General features: G+C 32.4%; 17 protein-coding genes. All 17 read left to right on the top strand.

Translation table 11 applies throughout. From position 1 onward, the window contains the following. Positions 1-104: 104 nt before the first annotated feature. The 17 genes from EDB96_RS19030 to EDB96_RS18950 all read left to right on the top strand — a co-directional run bounded on the left by EDB96_RS19030 (position 105) and on the right by EDB96_RS18950 (position 17,037). Entirely contained in the window at positions 105-365 is a 261-nt protein-coding gene (locus EDB96_RS19030) for a histidine kinase (protein ID WP_134142606.1), read from the top strand. A gap of 62 nt (positions 366-427) precedes the next feature. Next, the gene (locus EDB96_RS19025) at positions 428-775 is read left to right on the top strand and encodes a type II toxin-antitoxin system RelE/ParE family toxin (protein WP_134142604.1); all 348 of its coding nucleotides are present in this window, start codon (positions 428-430) and stop codon (positions 773-775) included. Continuing rightward, complete coding sequence (locus tag EDB96_RS19020) at positions 759-1,064, top strand: helix-turn-helix domain-containing protein (RefSeq protein WP_134142602.1); 306 nt, start codon at positions 759-761, stop codon at positions 1,062-1,064. Before EDB96_RS19025 ends, EDB96_RS19020 begins: the two co-directional genes overlap by 17 nt. Before the next feature lie 10 nt (positions 1,065-1,074). Next, positions 1,075-1,347, top strand: coding sequence for a hypothetical protein (locus EDB96_RS19015; RefSeq protein WP_134142601.1), 273 nt, complete (start codon positions 1,075-1,077; stop codon positions 1,345-1,347). A 188-nt stretch (positions 1,348-1,535) separates the two neighbouring features. Next, positions 1,536-2,933 (top strand): DUF1800 domain-containing protein, encoded by a 1,398-nt coding sequence (locus tag EDB96_RS19010; protein WP_134142600.1) that lies wholly within the window; start codon positions 1,536-1,538, stop codon positions 2,931-2,933. 12 nt (positions 2,934-2,945) lie between these two features. Beyond that, entirely contained in the window at positions 2,946-4,109 is a 1,164-nt protein-coding gene (locus tag EDB96_RS19005) for a DUF1501 domain-containing protein (RefSeq protein WP_134142599.1), read from the top strand. A gap of 60 nt (positions 4,110-4,169) precedes the next feature. Further along, entirely contained in the window at positions 4,170-4,376 is a 207-nt protein-coding gene (locus tag EDB96_RS19000) for an addiction module protein (RefSeq protein ID WP_134142790.1), read from the top strand. Beyond that, on the top strand, positions 4,376-4,675 hold the full coding sequence (locus EDB96_RS18995) for a type II toxin-antitoxin system RelE/ParE family toxin (protein ID WP_134142598.1): 300 nt from the start codon (positions 4,376-4,378) through the stop codon (positions 4,673-4,675). The genes EDB96_RS19000 and EDB96_RS18995 overlap by 1 nt, the downstream gene beginning before the upstream one ends. 371 nt (positions 4,676-5,046) lie before the next feature. After that, positions 5,047-5,883: a prephenate dehydratase gene (locus EDB96_RS18990; protein ID WP_134142596.1), complete on the top strand. Its 837-nt coding sequence runs from the start codon at positions 5,047-5,049 to the stop codon at positions 5,881-5,883. Between the two features lie 72 nt (positions 5,884-5,955). Further along, positions 5,956-7,101, top strand: coding sequence for a pyridoxal phosphate-dependent aminotransferase (locus tag EDB96_RS18985; RefSeq protein WP_134142595.1), 1,146 nt, complete (start codon positions 5,956-5,958; stop codon positions 7,099-7,101). Positions 7,102-7,219: 118 nt separating this feature from the next. Next, complete coding sequence (locus tag EDB96_RS18980) at positions 7,220-8,080, top strand: prephenate dehydrogenase (RefSeq protein WP_134142594.1); 861 nt, start codon at positions 7,220-7,222, stop codon at positions 8,078-8,080. A 12-nt stretch (positions 8,081-8,092) separates the two neighbouring features. After that, positions 8,093-9,175 carry a bifunctional 3-deoxy-7-phosphoheptulonate synthase/chorismate mutase type II gene (locus EDB96_RS18975; protein WP_029270594.1) on the top strand — a complete coding sequence of 361 codons (1,083 nt, stop codon included), beginning with the start codon at positions 8,093-8,095 and terminating at the stop codon, positions 9,173-9,175. Between the two features lie 312 nt (positions 9,176-9,487). Next, positions 9,488-10,465, top strand: coding sequence for a ribosome small subunit-dependent GTPase A (gene rsgA, locus EDB96_RS18970; protein ID WP_057115076.1), 978 nt, complete (start codon positions 9,488-9,490; stop codon positions 10,463-10,465). Between the two features lie 120 nt (positions 10,466-10,585). Continuing rightward, complete coding sequence (gene dtd / locus EDB96_RS18965; RefSeq protein ID WP_057115075.1) at positions 10,586-11,038, top strand: D-aminoacyl-tRNA deacylase; 453 nt, start codon at positions 10,586-10,588, stop codon at positions 11,036-11,038. Between the two features lie 64 nt (positions 11,039-11,102). Continuing rightward, the gene (locus EDB96_RS18960; protein WP_134142592.1) at positions 11,103-13,010 is read left to right on the top strand and encodes a DUF3857 domain-containing protein; all 1,908 of its coding nucleotides are present in this window, start codon (positions 11,103-11,105) and stop codon (positions 13,008-13,010) included. Positions 13,011-13,031: 21 nt separating this feature from the next. Then, positions 13,032-15,047, top strand: coding sequence for a DUF3857 domain-containing protein (locus EDB96_RS18955; RefSeq protein WP_134142591.1), 2,016 nt, complete (start codon positions 13,032-13,034; stop codon positions 15,045-15,047). A 1-nt stretch (position 15,048) separates the two neighbouring features. Next, positions 15,049-17,037: a DUF3857 domain-containing protein gene (locus tag EDB96_RS18950; RefSeq protein ID WP_134142590.1), complete on the top strand. Its 1,989-nt coding sequence runs from the start codon at positions 15,049-15,051 to the stop codon at positions 17,035-17,037. Position 17,038 lies beyond the last annotated feature (1 nt).

Here is a 17,038-nt window from a genome sequence, read left to right as displayed (position 1 = left end):
TAAAGAGGAAAGATTTTATTCTTAATTATAGAAAGCAGTTATTGTAACGATAGCTGCTTTTTTTATTTTATATTTGTTATTTTAATAGTAAAAATAATACAAATATGAAAATGCAAATTGATACGTATAATAGAATTGCAAAACAATTAAAAGAAGAATATTCAAAACTATCCGATTTTGAAATTTTATCATTAGCAATTCAAATACAGAGAAATCAAATTTTAGAAAATGGATTGGTAGTCAGCTCATCGGATAAATATCCCAGTGCGCTAGAGGCAATAGCTATTGCACTAGGATATGAAGAAAGTAATGCCGTTACTATTACTGATGTTTTACGAAATATTGTAAATAGGGAAGAAGCTTAATTATTTTAAATGTTAGGATCAATTAGTTGCACTTTGGTGCAACTTTTATACATTTGTACTTTATGAGTTATAATCAAAAGATTAGAACTGTCATTTTTTTTAAAAATTATTTCAATGAATTTTTTGTCAAACAAAAAGAAAAAGTTCAACAAAAAATAGTTTGGACGATTAATTTAATTGAAGAGCTCGATAGAATTCCTGAAACGTATTTGAAATTTATTGAAAACACAGATGGACTTTATGAAATTCGAATACAACAAGGAAATGATATTTTTAGAATTTTTTGTTTTTTTGATGAGGGAAAATTAGTTGTGTTAGCTAATGGATTTCAAAAGAAAACTCAGAAAACACCAAATAAAGAAATTAAAAAAGCTTTAAAAATCAAAAAGGAGTATGAAAACGAAAAATAAGAACATTACAACTTTAGAAGAGTTTAAAGAGCAACATTATGGAAAAATTGGAACACCAAAACGAGACGAACTAGAATCGGGATATGAAAATTTTAAAATTGGGGTATTGCTTCAGGAAGCCAGACTTCAAAAAGGAATGACTCAAGAAGAACTTGCATTAAAAGCGGGAACAACAAAATCGTATATTTCTAAGATTGAGAATAACGTAAAAGAAGTTAAATTTTCGACCCTGCAGAAAATTGTAGAGCTTGGTTTGGGAGGTCATTTAGAGCTGTCAATTAAATTATAATTTGAAATAAATGAATTTATTAGAAAGAATATTTCAGAATAAAAAAGAGTTTTACAATCTCGCTTTGGAATATTTTTACAATATAAATTCAGCAATATATGAAGATACTAAATTCGATATGATTGTTTCAAAATCAATCTCTATTTTGATTGACCACGATTTTATTCCAACTCCTTGTATTGAGATCAAATTAGAACTTCGCAAGAATCAGATTAAGAGAGGTAATTATTTTCTTTATGTTAGTGAAAATAAAGAATTCATAGATGAGCTTCTAATAACATAACTCGTGGTTGAAACCACAGGCTGATTATGATTGCTCAATATTAAATAAACAATATCCCCAAAAATTCCCCGTTCTAATTATTACCAAAGACTTTAAAAACTTAGCACCTCAGAATCTTAGCGACTTAGCTTCTTTTAAAATTAAACCTTTAAAAGAAAACGAAGTCTTATTGTAATAATTTCTGAATTATGAAAAAAAGCAGTCTTTGGTCCTTACGATTAGGTTTTTCAGGAAAACAAGCCGATAAAATTGAAAAACTCGGATTAGAAAAATTTCTAAAACATTCCTACGATTCAAAATTTGATACAGAATTTCCAGTGTTTCTGCAAGATCAGCCTAAAACTGCTTTAGAGCTCAAGCAAGTTCGGGAATTAGTCAAAACTTCAGATCCTGAAACCAAAAAGGAAATTCAGAAAAAAGAAAATCAAGCAACCGCTGCACTTAAAAAGTGGTGGATTGCCAAAATGCGTAATGATGAATTTCCATTACGCGAAAATATGGTTTGTTTTTGGCACAATCATTTCGTTTCCACTTCTCAAAAAGTAAAAATCAATTACTGGATTTATCAGCACAATATGATTTTACGCGAAAATGCTTTTGGAAATTTTAAAGATTTAACCAAGCAGATTCTGAAATCGAATGCAATGGTGCGCTATCTCGATAATGGCGATAATAAAAAAGGTAAAATCAACGAAAACCTAAGCCGTGAATTGTTGGAATTATTTACCATCGGAATTGGAAATTATACCGAAGATGATATTAAAAATGGAGCTAAAGCTTTAGCCGGTTTGAATATTGGTGATGATGGCGCCGTCTACAGGAAAAATATCGAAGATAATAGCGATAAAACCTATTTCGGTAAAACCGGAAACTGGAAAGCAGACGACTTAGTCGATATTATTTTCGAACAGAAAAACATTCCGTACCTCATTACCAGAAAAATCCTGAAATGGTTTATTTATGATAATCCGCCGGAAGATTTGGTAGTTTATTACGGAGATTATTTTCGGAAGCAAAAGTTTGAAATCGAGCCTTTGCTGACAAAGATTTTTACAGAAGAATTTAAAAAAGAGAATTCGGGAAATAAGATTAAAGACCCGTTGGTCTATATTTTACAGCTTTGCGATGAATTGCAGATTGAGAATGTTGATGATGCCGCAATTATGGCATTTATAAAACAGCAGGGAATGGATTTGTATAATCAGATCAATGTAAAAGGCTGGGATGGCGGAAATTCATGGCTGACTTCGCAGATTTATCTCCAAAGAAACAATACATCCGATTTATTATGCAGTGGCAAAAGCCTAAACAGAAAGGTTTTAAAAACTATGGTAAACGGCGTCGAAAAAGAAAAATCAGAATATGAAAAAACTGCGGTAAAAGTCGTTTTTGATTCAAATGGAAATAACAAAACCATTATCTCTGAATTGTCAGACCGATTGTTGTTTTCTGTCAGCAATTCGGCTCAAAAAGACATGGAAAATCTTTTGAAATATGATTTCGACCCAAAAGATCCTCATGCTGATTTTGCTGTAGTCAGAGTTTTCAATTACATCACAAAATTGCCCGAATATCAATTAATCTAGAAAATAAGAATCATGAACAGAAGAGATTTTCTAACATTAACAGGAACATTTACAGGCGGGATGCTTGTTCTTCCTGATTTTTTACACGCTTTTGGTTCACAGCCCAATTTAGTAATTGGCGAGCAATGTATTGTTTTTGTGCAGTTGAATGGAGGAAATGATGGTTTGAATACTTTTATTCCGTATGATGATCCATTGTATTATGAGCTGAGAACAAAAATCGCATTGAATAAAGATGCAGTTGTGGGAAAAAATAAAGGAATGGCATTTCATCCGTCGCTAAAAGATTTTGCTCAAATGCAGCAAAATGGAGATTTGACTGTAATTCAGAATGTCGGATATCCGGAACCTATTCGTTCGCATTTTAGAAGTCAGGAAATTTGGCAGACAGCAACCGATTCTAATAAATATAGAAATGAAGGCTGGCTGGGAAGATTTTTAGATCTGCAATGTAACGGACATCAGGCGACTGCGGGAATAAATTTAGATTCGATTGATAATTTGGCTTTAAAAGGAGTAGAACCCAATTTTATCACAGTAAAAGATCCGGATCGTTTTAAAGTAAAATCAAAAGAAGAAAATGTGACTTTGTCTAAAAATCCGCATTTAGATTTTGTTCGAAAAATCGCTAATTCGGTTACCGAGGGATCAGATGAAATTCAGAAAGCTTTGGCAAAATCTAAAACAGAAATCAGTTATCCAAAAACTGAATTATCCAAAAACCTGGAATGGATTGCGCGATTGATAAAAGGAAATTTAAATTCAAAAGTATATTACACTTCGCTTAACGGATTTGATACGCATGATAATCAATTATCAATTCACGAACGAAAATTGACAGATTTAAACGATTCCATATATAGTTTTTATTCAGATCTAAAAGAAGCGCAGTTATTGCAGAATGTCACCGTTGTAGTTTTTTCTGAATTTGGAAGACGTGTTAAAGACAACGGAAACGGAACGGATCACGGAACTGCAGCACCAATGTTTATCATAGGAGGAAATAATAAAGGAACGATTTTAGGCAATAATCCAAACTTAGCCGACTTAGATAATGGCGACTTAAAACACGAAATTGATTTTAGGAGTGTGTATGCTTCTTTACTAAAAGAAAAAATGAATTTCGATTATTCCAAGATTGGGATTTCTAATAAGCCGGTTTCGGGATTGTTTTGAATTAAGTTATAACGTAATTTAATTTGTTTAAATTTGTATATTGATAATAATACTTATAAGATGGAAATCAAAAATTTATCTAGATATAGTAATGCTGAAAAAATTATTTTAGCAGAGCAACTGTGGGATAGCGTTTCTAAAGATGATTTAGAAATTTCTGATGATGTTAAAAGAGAATTGGATATTCGAATTCAGAATCTGGAAGAAGGTAAAACTGAATTGTATTCTTGGGATGAAGTTAAAGCGCATTTAAAATCGATAAGATAATGTACAAAATTCGTTTTGTAAAAGAAGCTTTATTTGATATTGAAGATGCTGTTTTATGGTATGAAAAACAAAGAATTGGACTTTCTTATGATTTTGAACTCTGTCTCGAAGCTGGAATTGATTCTGTTTTAAGAAATCCAGATTTATTTCAAAAGAAATATAAAAAAATAAGAATACATTTTATTTCCCGATTTCCTTATGGAATTCATTACTTGGTAGAGAAAGATGAAATTGTTGTAATTGGGGTTTTTCATACTTCTCGCTCTCCGAAAAATTGGTCTAAAAGACTAAGTCTGTAAAAAAAACTTAGAACCTTAGCACGTTAGTCCCGAAGTTTCGGGATAGTATCTCAGAAAAACCAATTGTAAATATCTCATTTCAAGCCGATATTTTTATATTATCCTACAAAACCTCCTAAATTTGTTAAGAAATCCTTTTTTGTTTCATAAAAAGCATTATTTTTTTTGGTGCGGTGAAAATAATTTATACATTCGCAGAGAATTTATTGAAAAACACAAACAAAATGTCTAATAACCGTTTTTATTTTAGCAACTCTTTTTATTTCTTCTTTAGTAGAAGTAAGGATTGTGCTATGGTTATTTGAGAAATATAAAATACAAATAAAACTAATATACAATCCTGATGCAAATCAGGATTTTTTTTTGAATATATGACAACGAAAATTGCAATACAAGGTATAAAAGGTTCTTTTCATCATCAGGTTGTAAAGGAGTATTTCTCTGAAAATGTGGCTATTGATGAATGTTTGTCTTTTGAAGAATTGGTCGACAGCCTTCTTTCTGGAAAATCAGACCAGGCAGTTATGGCGATTGAAAATTCGATTGCAGGGCCAATTATTCCGAATTATGCTTTGATTGACAAGAATAATTTACACATTATTGGAGAGCATTATTTGAGCATCCACCAAAATTTAATGACTTTAAAAGGTCAGAAAATTGAAGACATAAAAGAAGTTCATTCGCACCCAATGGCACTTTTGCAATGTATGGATTTCCTGAAACAATATCCAAACATCAAATTGGTTGAAGATAAAGATACAGCCGAAACAGCAAGAAGAATTCAGGAAAAACAATTAACCGGAATTGCGGCAATAGGAAGTAAAGTAGCTTCAGAAATGTATGATTTAGAAATCATTGCGCCGGAAATTCAAACGATCAAAAATAATATGACCCGTTTTGTGATTATCAAAAAGCAAAATTCATTTTTGCCAGAAAACGAAATCAACAGAGCTTCAATCAAATTTGAACTAGATCATAAAAGAGGAAGCTTAGCAGCAGTTTTAAACGTAATGAGTGACTGCAAATTGAATTTGACAAAAATTCAGTCATTACCAAAAATTGAAACACCTTGGAAATATTCATTTTTCGTAGATGTAACATTCGAGAAATATGAAGATTTCGCCAAAGCCAAAGCATTATTGAATATAATGGCAGAATATTTAAAAGTTCTGGGAGAATACAAGAATACAAAACCTTTTATAGGTTAGATGTTATTAGTTAAAAGTTAGAAGTAAAAAAGAGCCTAAAGCCTAAAGCTTACGGCCTAAAGCAAATAAAAAATGATTACAACAGCAAAAAGATTAGACACAGTTGAAGAATACTACTTCTCATCAAAATTGAGAGAAGTTCGTCAATTGCAGTCTGAAGGAAAATCGATCATCAATATGGGAATTGGAAGCCCTGATTTGAGTCCGTCAAAAGCAGTAATTGAAGCAGTCGCTGCAGCAATTCAAGACGAAAACGGGCATGGTTATCAAAGCTATCAGGGATTACCAGAAATGAGACAAGCGATGGCCGATTTTTATCGTGATCAGTTTGGTGTTGAAGTGAATCCGAATAATGAGATTTTACCTCTTATGGGTTCGAAAGAAGGAATTATGCACATTTCGTTAGCATTTTTAAATGAAGGCGATCACGTTTTAATTCCGAATCCAGGTTATCCGACTTATACTTCGGTAACCAATTTGGTTCAGGCAGTTCCTGTTTATTATGATTTGAAAGAAGAAAATGGCTGGGAACCTGATTTCGAAGCTTTAGAAAAATTGGATCTTTCGAAAGTAAAAATTATGTGGTTGGGTTATCCGCACATGCCAACAGGAGCGAGAGGAAGTTTAGCGTTATTTGAAAAATTGGTTGCCTTTGCTAAAAAACACAATATATTATTGATCAACGACAATCCGTATAGTTTTGTTTTGAATGATAATCCGATGAGTTTATTGCAGGTTGAAGGCGCAAAAGAGGTGGCTTTAGAATTGAATTCACTTAGTAAAACCTTCAATATGGCAGGCTGGAGAGTCGGAATGGTTTTAGGAAATCCTGAAATTATTGATGCAGTTCTAAAAGTAAAAAGCAACATGGACAGCGGAATGTACTACGGAATTCAGAAAGGTGCGATTGCGGCTTTAAAATGTGATAAATCGTGGTTTGAAGACCAAAATAAAATCTACAGACGCCGAAGAGAATTAACAGAAAAACTAGCAGAAAAATTAGGCTGCGAAGTTTATAAAGAAGGAGTTGGATTATTTGTTTGGGCAAAACTTCCGGAAGGAATCGAATCATCAGAAAAGTTCATTGACGAAATATTATATGAAAAACATATTTTCATCACGCCGGGAACAATCTTCGGAAGCAATGGTGAAGGATATATTAGATTCTCATTGTGTGTGAAAGAGGAAAAAGTACAGGAAGCGATAGATCGATTTTAGTAATTGTAGATATCAGATTTTAGATTTTAGATTTTCAGGCTGAGCGTCTCGAAGCTTCGGGAAAAGCCTTTTTTAATTGGAATTTGGAATTTAAAATTTTGGAATTTAAAGAAATAGTATGAAAGTATACGTAATAGGAATAGGGTTAATAGGCGGTTCGATGGTGCTGGACATCAAAGACCAACATCCTGATTCGACAATTTTTGGAATTGATAATAACGAAAAACATTTGCAGGAAGCAATTGATTTAGGAGTTATCGACGAAGCAGGAAGTTTTGAAGATTTGGCTGAAGCCGATTTTGTAATTGTTTCCGTGCCGGTTGATGTCGCATTGACGGTTTTGCCTAAAGTTCTGGATTCGGTTGGAGATAAAACGATTGTTTTTGAAGTAGGTTCAACGAAAAAGCCAATTTGTGAAGCAGTAGCCGCTCATCCGAAAAGAAGAAATTTTATCGCTACACATCCGATAGCAGGAACGGAGTTTTCGGGACCTTCGGCAGCGATAAGAGGTTTGTTTAAAGGAAAAACAAATATTATCTGCGAAGTGGAAAAAACCACTTTTAAATTGCAGGAAAAAGCATTAAAGCTTTTCAGCGAAATCGGAATGAGGATTCGATATATGGATCCGACTTCGCACGACAAACACATTGCTTACGTTTCGCATTTGTCACATATTAGTTCGTTTATGCTTGGAAAAACGGTGATGAACAAAGAAAAAGACGAACAGGATATTTTTGATATGGCGGGAAGTGGATTTGAAAGCACCGTTCGTTTAGCAAAAAGTTCACCGGCAATGTGGACACCGATTTTTAAGCAAAACAAGGAACACGTTCTGGAAACATTAGAAGAATACATTTCAAATCTCAGTCGGTTTAGGGATTTGTTAAAAGATGAAAATTACAACGCCATTTTTGAAGAAATGGAAAGCACAAATAAAATTAAAGAAATACTAAACGGATTAACAACAACTAAAAAGTAAATTAGAATTAAGATGGAAAATAAGAAAGAAATGAGAAAGTGGTTAGAAGATTTCAATTTAAATCACCCACTTGTGATAGCTGGACCTTGTAGTGCAGAAACTGAAGATCAGGTTTTGAAAATCGCTCACGAATTGAAAGATTCAAAAGTTAGCGTTTTCAGAGCTGGAATCTGGAAACCAAGAACTCGTCCGGGAGGATTTGAAGGTGTTGGAGAAATTGGATTAAAATGGTTGCAAAAAGCTAAAGCAGAAACTGGTTTATTAATGGGAACTGAAGTTGCAACTGCAGCTCACTGTAAACTAGCTTTAGAACACGATATCGACGTTTTATGGGTTGGTGCACGTACAACTGCAAACCCTTTCGCAGTTCAAGAAATTGCTGATACTTTAAAAGGAACAGATAAAATCGTTTTAGTGAAAAACCCAGTAAACCCAGATTTAGCTTTATGGTTAGGTGGTGTTGAGCGTTTACACATGGCTGGAATTGAGAAATTAGGAGTTATCCACAGAGGTTTCTCTACTTACGAAAAAACAAAATACAGAAATATTCCAGAATGGCAGATTGCTATCGAATTGCAGAATAAATTCCCTGATCTACCATTGATCATTGATCCATCTCACATTACAGGAGATCGTAAAATGATTTTCGAAGTAACTCAAGAGGCTTTAGATTTGAATTACGATGGTATGATTATCGAAACGCACTACGATCCGGACAACGCTTGGTCTGATGCTGCGCAACAAGTTACTCCAGACGCTTTGAAACAAATCATTAAAGATTTGACTATCAGAAAAACGGATGATACTACAGATGAATACAGTTCAAAAATGACTAAATTAAGAGCTAACATCGATGTTTTGGATGCTAACTTATTAGAGTTATTAGGAAAACGTATGAAAGTTGCTGACGAAATTGGTCAGGTGAAAAAAGATGCAAACGTTGCAATTCTTCAAAACAACCGTTGGAACGAAATTTTAGGAAAAATGATCTTGGAAGGTGAGAAAAAAGGTCTTACTGAAGAGTTTGTTTTGAGAATGTTCAAAGCGATTCACCAGGAAAGTATTGGTCATCAAGAGAAAATTTTCAACGCATAATTTTGCTGAACCATATAAGTGATATAAGTTAATTTTAGTTTTTGAAAACAAGATCCCTAAATTTTCTTATAACATTAATTGAAAATAGATTGTTTTTTAAAATCTCCATTACTTTGAAAGAAGTTTTGGGGATTTTTGTTTTTAGATTAACCAAAGTTTGAATCTTACTAGCGAAACGTTTATCTCAATCAATTTAGAAGGTTGAAACCTTGGGGCTATGTTTAAAATTATTCATTTATCTTTGCAGGGATTTAGTTTTCAATTCTGAAATCTAATCCCGAAGTTTCGGGACAAACAATCTAAAATTAAAGAATGACAGGAATCGTATATAAATCTACAGGAAGCTGGTACACCGTAAAATCTGAAAAAGGCGATTTTATAGAATGCCGTATGAAAGGAAAGTTTAGGATGAAAGGTATCAAAAGTACTAATCCTATTGCTGTAGGTGATATTGTCGATTACGAATTAGAAGAAACTTCAGATGCTGTTACGGGAACGATTTATAATATCCATGAAAGGAAAAATTATATCGTACGTAAATCAGTTAACTTATCTAAGCAGATTCATATTATAGCATCGAATATTGATCAGGTTTTTTTATTGATTACGATTGATAATCCGCCGACAACGACGAGCTTTATAGATCGTTTTTTGGTTACGGCAGAAGCATACGGAATTGAAGCTATCTTGATTTTTAATAAAATTGATACACTCAATGAGCAAACTTTAGACGATCAATTGTATTTGCAGCATATTTATACCGAAATTGGATATAAATGTCTTAGAATTTCATCAACAGAAAATAAAGGGGTCGACCAGTTAAAGGAAATGATGATTGGAAAAGTAAGCATGTTTTCCGGACATTCTGGAGTTGGAAAATCAACTTTGGTCAATGCAATGGAACCAAGCCTGCATTTAAAAACTACTGTAATTTCAGAACAAAGCAAACAAGGACAGCATACGACTACTTTTGCCGAAATGTATGATTTATCTTTTGATGCCCGAATTATTGATACGCCAGGAATTAAAGGTTTCGGAATTGTCGATATGGAGCCATCTGAAATCAGCGGTTATTTTCCAGAATTCTTCAAACTGAAAGACCAATGTAAGTTTAACAACTGTTTACACAAAGAGGAACCTCATTGTGCGATAAAAGCAGCTTTAGAAAAAGACGAAATCGCTTGGTCACGTTACAATAGTTATCTTAAAATCCTTGAAGGAGATGACGAGCATTATCGAACCGATACTTATGGTGAAGATCGTGCAGCTAGTGATGAAACGAGAAAATAAAAAATCAATTTTTAAAATTCCAAATTCCAATTGTAAAGATGTACTGCTGTGTATCTAACGTCCAGAAATAAAATCCAAATAATCTTTTAATCATGGTTTAAAAGCCACTCCAGATAAATAATGAAAATAATAATCCAAAGAGTTTCAGAAGCATCAGTAACGGTAGAAGGTCAAACAACAGCAGATATTCAAAAGGGATTATTAGTTTTAGTTGGAATTGAAGACGCCGACACTCAGGAAGATATTGACTGGCTTTCTGGAAAGATTATAAAAATGAGAATTTTTGGAGACGAAAATGATGTTATGAATTGCTCAGTTCAAGATATTGACGGCGATATTATTGTAGTAAGTCAGTTTACACTTCATGCTTCTACTAAAAAAGGCAACCGCCCATCTTATATAAAAGCTGCAAAACCAGATTTTGCAATTCCTATGTATGAAAACTTTGTAAAATCTCTAGAAAAAGAATTGGGCAAAAAAGTTCAAACAGGAATTTTCGGTGCCGATATGAAGGTTAATCTCTTAAATGATGGACCAGTTACCATAATAATGGACAGCAAAAATAGAGAGTAAAATTTTATTAAACATTTGTTAAGGATTTCTGAAAATAATATATATTTGACGAAAATACCTACTAATGAAAAACCTCTTTTGCGCGTTATTTTTTGTTATAATTACCCCTAATTCTTTCGCTCAAAAGAGCGATTATTCCATTTTAAAAATTTCTGATAGTCTTAAAGAAAACGCCAATGCTGTTCTTCGTTTAGATCAGATGGATATTGTTATTGCTTCGCAACGAAGTATGAATATCAAAGTACAACGAGTTGTTTCTGTTTTAAATAATAAAGGTTTAAACGATATTGACGCTTTTCAGCATTATGATAAAACAACTTCCATAAAAAGTATTGAAGCCGTTGTTTATGATGCATTCGGAAACGAAATAAAAAAAATCAAACGAAAAGATTTTAAAGATCAAAGCGCCGTAAGCGGGAGTACCCTTTTTTCAGATAATCGAGTGCTTTATTTAGATTATACTCCTATTTCTTATCCTTTTACAATTGTTTATACTAGTGAGGTAGAGACTTCAAACACTGCATTTATACCACAATGGTATTTTTTAGGCGGTTATTATTTAAGTGTAGAAAAATGTGCGCTGAATGTTACTTTCCCTAAAGAGCTGGGATTCAAAAAGAAAGAGTTCCGTTTTTCTGATTTTAATATCACAAAAACTGTTGACACAGATACCAAACTGAGTTATACTGCTGTTAATATTTTAGCTCAAAAGCAAGAAGATCTTAGTCCTTCTCAAACAGATCTTTTTCCTAAAGTGATGATGGGACTCGAACATTTTCATTTAGAAGGAGTCGATGGAACGGCTACCACTTGGGAAGCTTTTGGAAAATGGTATGGAGAAAAAATCCTAACTGGAACTACAACTTTACCAGAAGAAACTAAAACAAAAATAAAAGCACTTGTTGGCAATGAAAAAGATCCTGTCAAAAAAGCAAAGATTATTTACGATTATGTTCAAAAAAAATCTAGATATGTAAATATTGCGGTAGGCATTGGCGGCTGGAAACCAATGCTGGCAACAGATGTAGATCGTTTAGGGTATGGAGATTGTAAAGCATTGTCAAATTACACAAAAGCACTTTTACAAGCCGTTGATGTTCCTTCATACAATACAATTTTATACGGAGATCGCTATAAATCAGATATTCAATCGGATTTTGTTTCCATGCAGGGGAACCACATGATTCTTGCTGTTCCAGATAAAGATAATTATATCTGGCTAGAATGTACCAGTCAAGATGATCCTTTTGGTTATCAAGGAACTTTTACAGACGATAGAAATGTTTTGGTAGTAAAGCCAGAAGGCGGTGAAATTGTTCGAACTAAAATTTATGACGATAAAGGAAATACTCAAACAGGAAAAGGAACTTATACAATTGATGAGAATGGAAATTTTTCTGGTACTTTAAAAATAGCTTCCCAAGGAAGTCAATATGCTGCTAAATCCAGAGTTGAGAATTTACAGCCAAATGAGAAAGAGGAACATTATAAAGAATATTGGGATAACATCAATAATTTAAAATTAGGTAAAATAACTTTTACTAATGATAAAGAGAATATTCTTTTTACCGAAGATGTTCAGTTAAGTGCATCAAATTATGGTGCTGTTTCTGGAAATAAAATGATTTTTGTTGTCGATGCATTCAACCAATATACCGGAAATGTAAAGCGCATTAGAAACCGTAAAAATCCATTTCAAATTCAGCGTGGCTATTTAGATACAGATGAAATTGAGATAAATCTTCCAGCAGGTTTTAGTGTCGAATTTCTGCCTCAAAATTATGAGTTAAAAGGAAAATTCGGAGAATATAAAACAGAAATCCTTAAAAAAGAAAACAACAAAATAACCTATAAAAGATCTATGTTCTTAAACAAAGGAAAATATTCAAATAAAGAATATGACGAATACCGTTTGTTTATGGAGCAGGTTTCTAGAAATGATAACGCCAAAATAATACTAACCAAGAATTAAAACTATAACCAAAAACAACCAATGAAAATTATTAAACTTTTTAGCCTGTCTGTGATTTTATTAATCGCTCCCAAAGCGATTTCACAGGATTTTAGATTAGGAAAAGTTTCTGTTGCAGAATTGGAACAGAAAGCACATCCTAAAGATACTTCAGCCGTAGCGGCAATTTTGTATAAAAAAGGAGTGTCTAGAATGGAATTTGACCAAAACGATGGTTTTTACATGCTGACTGATGTAGAAACTCGTGTCAAAATTTATAAAAAGGAAGGATATGACTGGGCCAATCAAGCAGTTTGGTATTACAATACTAACAATCTAAAAGAAAGAGTGTTTTTTTCAGACGCAGTTACTTACAATTTGGTAAATGGTAAAATTGAAAAAACAAAATTAAAAAGTGACGGATCTTTTGATGAAGTCCTTTCGAAATATAGAGGGCAAAAAAAGATTACAATGCCTAACATTAAAGAAGGTTCTGTAATAGAATTTCGATATACGGTAAGATCTCCGAGTGATGCAATGATTCGTGATTGGGATTTTCAATCTTCAGTTCCTGTAAATTATTCTGAGTTTAAAGTAGCATACCCAGAATATTATGTTTTTAAACCAAGACAGAAAGGATATGTTTTTCCTAAAATCACAACATTAAAAAGTCCTAAATCGATAACTATTACTAGTAAAGAAAGAGGAGGAAATGGGATGGTGGCAAAAACTGAATTTTACTCTGATAAAGTAGATTATATAGAAACAGAAGTTACTTATGTAGCACAGGATTTCCCTGCCTTAAAAGATGAAAGTTTTGTCAATAATATTGACAATTACAAATCAAGTGTAGAACACGAACTTTCATTAACTCATTTTCCAAATAGACCAATTAAAGAATATTCTACCGATTGGAATTCTGTTGTTCGAACAATTTATGAATATGAAGATTTTGGTCCAGAGTTAAATAAAACAGGATATTTTGAAGAAGATTTAAAAAAATTATTAGCAGGAATTACTACACCTGAAGAAAAGATGTGGGTAATATTAAACCACGTAAAATCAAACGTAAAATGGAATGGTTATACAGGTTATGGCTGCGATAGCGGAGTTAAAAAAGCGTATAAAGAAAAAACTGGTAATATTGCTGATATCAATTTAATGCTTACAGCAATGCTGCGTCATTCTGGACTAACAGCAAATCCAGTTTTAGTAAGTACCCGCTCTAACGGAATTGCATTGTTCCCGAACAGAACAGCTTTTAATTATGTAATTGCTGCAGTCGAAACTCCAAATGGATATATTTTATTAGATGCAACTGATAAGTATTCAACACCAAACGTTCTTCCTTTTAGAACGCTGAATTGGATGGGAAGATTGATTCGAAAAGACGGAAGTTCAGAAGAAATAGATTTAATGCCTAAAAAAGCATCAAATGATATTGTTTTTATGAATTATGATATTGATGCCGAAGGACATGTTAAAGGAAAAACCAGAAGACAATGCTCAGATTATAATGCAATGATTACGAGAGAGAATTTCGAAAAATTAAAAGAAGAAGAGTATTTAGAGAAACTTGAAAATAATAGTGGTAAAATCGAAATAAGCGAATACTCAAGAACAAATGAAAAAGATTTATTAGCTCCTGCTATCGAAACTTACTCATTTACCGGAAATAATTTGTGCGAACTTATTGGCGGTAAAATTTATGTGAACCCAATGCTGTTTTTTGCTAAAGACAAAAATCCATTTAAGCAGGATGTTCGCGAGTATCCAGTAGATTTTGGTTATCCGTTTTTAGATAAATACAATATTACAATTAAAATTCCAGAAGGTTATACGGTAGAAACGCTCCCAGCGGCAGTTGCTTATAATATGGAAAATAATTTAGGAAGTTTTAAATTTAATATTGCCGCAAACGATAATGTACTTCAATTAAGTATAGCACATCAAATAAATGAAGCAATCGTTACCACAGAACAATATGAAATGCTGAAAGAATATTACAAAGGCATGATTGAAAAACAAACAGAAAAGATTGTTTTAAAACGTATTTAAGATGTTTAGATCTCTCTTAATTTGTATTGCTTTATTTTGGAATACCATAAATATCCAAGCTCAAAATTATGAGCTTGGAAAAGTAACTATTGCCGAATTACAAGAGAAAATACATCCTGTAGATTCTTCTGCGCCAGCTGCAATTTTATTTAAAAAAGGCAAAACTGTATTTAGTTACAATGATAAAACAGGATTTTCTGCCGTTCACACTTATGAGTTTAAAATTAAAATTTATAAAAAAGAAGGCTTAAAATGGGCCGATCAAAAAGTGCATTACTATGTTGGTTACCAGAATTTGAATGAAGATTTATTAACATTTTCAAATGCAGTTACTTATAATTTAGAAAATGGTAAAGTAGAAAAGACAAAGTTAGAAAGCCAAGGATCGTTCAAAAAAAAAATTAATGAATATTGGAATGAAAAAGGAATAACGCTTCCTAATGTAAAAGTCGGTTCTATTATAGAATATAAATATGTTTTAAAATCTGAAAATATCAGCGAGTTTCCTGATTTTGATTTTCAATTTAGCATTCCATTAAACTATTTTGAGTATAAGACAGAATTCCCAGAGTTTTACATTTACAAAACTATTTTAATTGGCGGACACACAATAGAAAATAATTCTAAACTTGTTAATGGAAGCCAGAATTTTACCAATGAATATGGACAAAGCCGCTGGATGTCCTACAAACAAATTGATGCATTTTATTCTGGTAAAAATATTCCAGCTTTAAAAGAAGAACCTTATGTAAATAATATTGAAAACTATAGAGGATCTATTCAGCACGAATTAGAGCGTGTTCGCATGCCAGAACAGCCAGTTAAAGATTTTACTATTACTTGGGAAGGAGTGGCTTCAACAATTTATAAAGAAGATCATTTTGGAAAAGAACTTAATAAAAACAATTTCCTTTTGGCAGATGTTCAAAAATTATTAGTCAATGTTGAATCTCAAACAGAAAGAATGAATATTATTTTTCAATTCGTTCAAAATAAAATGAACTGGAATGAAATTAATAGCTGCCTTACTGATAAAGGTGTCGAAAAAGCATACACAGATCAGACAGGAAACATTGCCGAAATTAATTTTATTTTACTTAATATGCTGAAATGGGCAGGTATAGAAGCTAATCCTGTTTTAGTAAGTACAATTGAAAATGGAGTGCCAGTTTATCCAACAAGAATGGGATTTAATTATGTAATTGTTGCAGCCGAAATAGACGGAAAACAAATCCTTTTAGATGCTTCTCGTAAATTTACATCGCCCAATATACTTCCTTTAAATATCTTAAATTGGAAAGGCAGATTAATCAAAAACGATGGTACTTCTAGAGAGATTGATTTAGTCCCTGTAAAACCTTCAAGAGAAGTTTCAAACTTGACTTTCAAAGTAAATGAAAATGGAAAAATAGACGGCAAAATTAGAATTCAGAAAACAGATTATGAAGCTTATAAGTTTAGAGTTCAAAACGGAAACAGAAATCAAAAAGATTATATTGAAAAACTAGAACAACAGCTTGGCGATTTAAAGATTTCCGATTATCTCGTAACCAATAAAATCTCCAATTTATCCGATCCAATTGTGGAAACCTTTAGTTTTGAAACCGATAATTTTGTTGAAAATATAGGAGGAAAACTTTATATAAACCCAATGTTGTTCTACACACCATCTAAAAATCCTTTTTTACAAGAAACTAGACAAATGGGCATTTATTTCGGATATCCAAAACAAGAAAAAGTTCTAGTCAATGTAGAGATTCCAGAAGGTTATGTCGTAGAAACACTTCCTTCTCCTGCTAGGTTTTCACTCGAAGATAATTCTATAACTTTAGTGTTAAATGTTTTAAATGAAGGAAACAAAATTCAATTTAGCTTTTCAAAAGACATTAACAATAGTATTTTTGCAGCCGAGCACTACAATACATTGAAAATTCTTTTTCAGAAAATGATTGCTAGTCAAAACGAAAAAATTGTTCTAAAAAAAGCTTAAA

The organism is Flavobacterium sp. S87F.05.LMB.W.Kidney.N (genome assembly GCF_004366435.1).
Classification (GTDB): domain Bacteria; phylum Bacteroidota; class Bacteroidia; order Flavobacteriales; family Flavobacteriaceae; genus Flavobacterium.
This window is presented reverse-complemented; position numbering and strand designations above follow the sequence as displayed.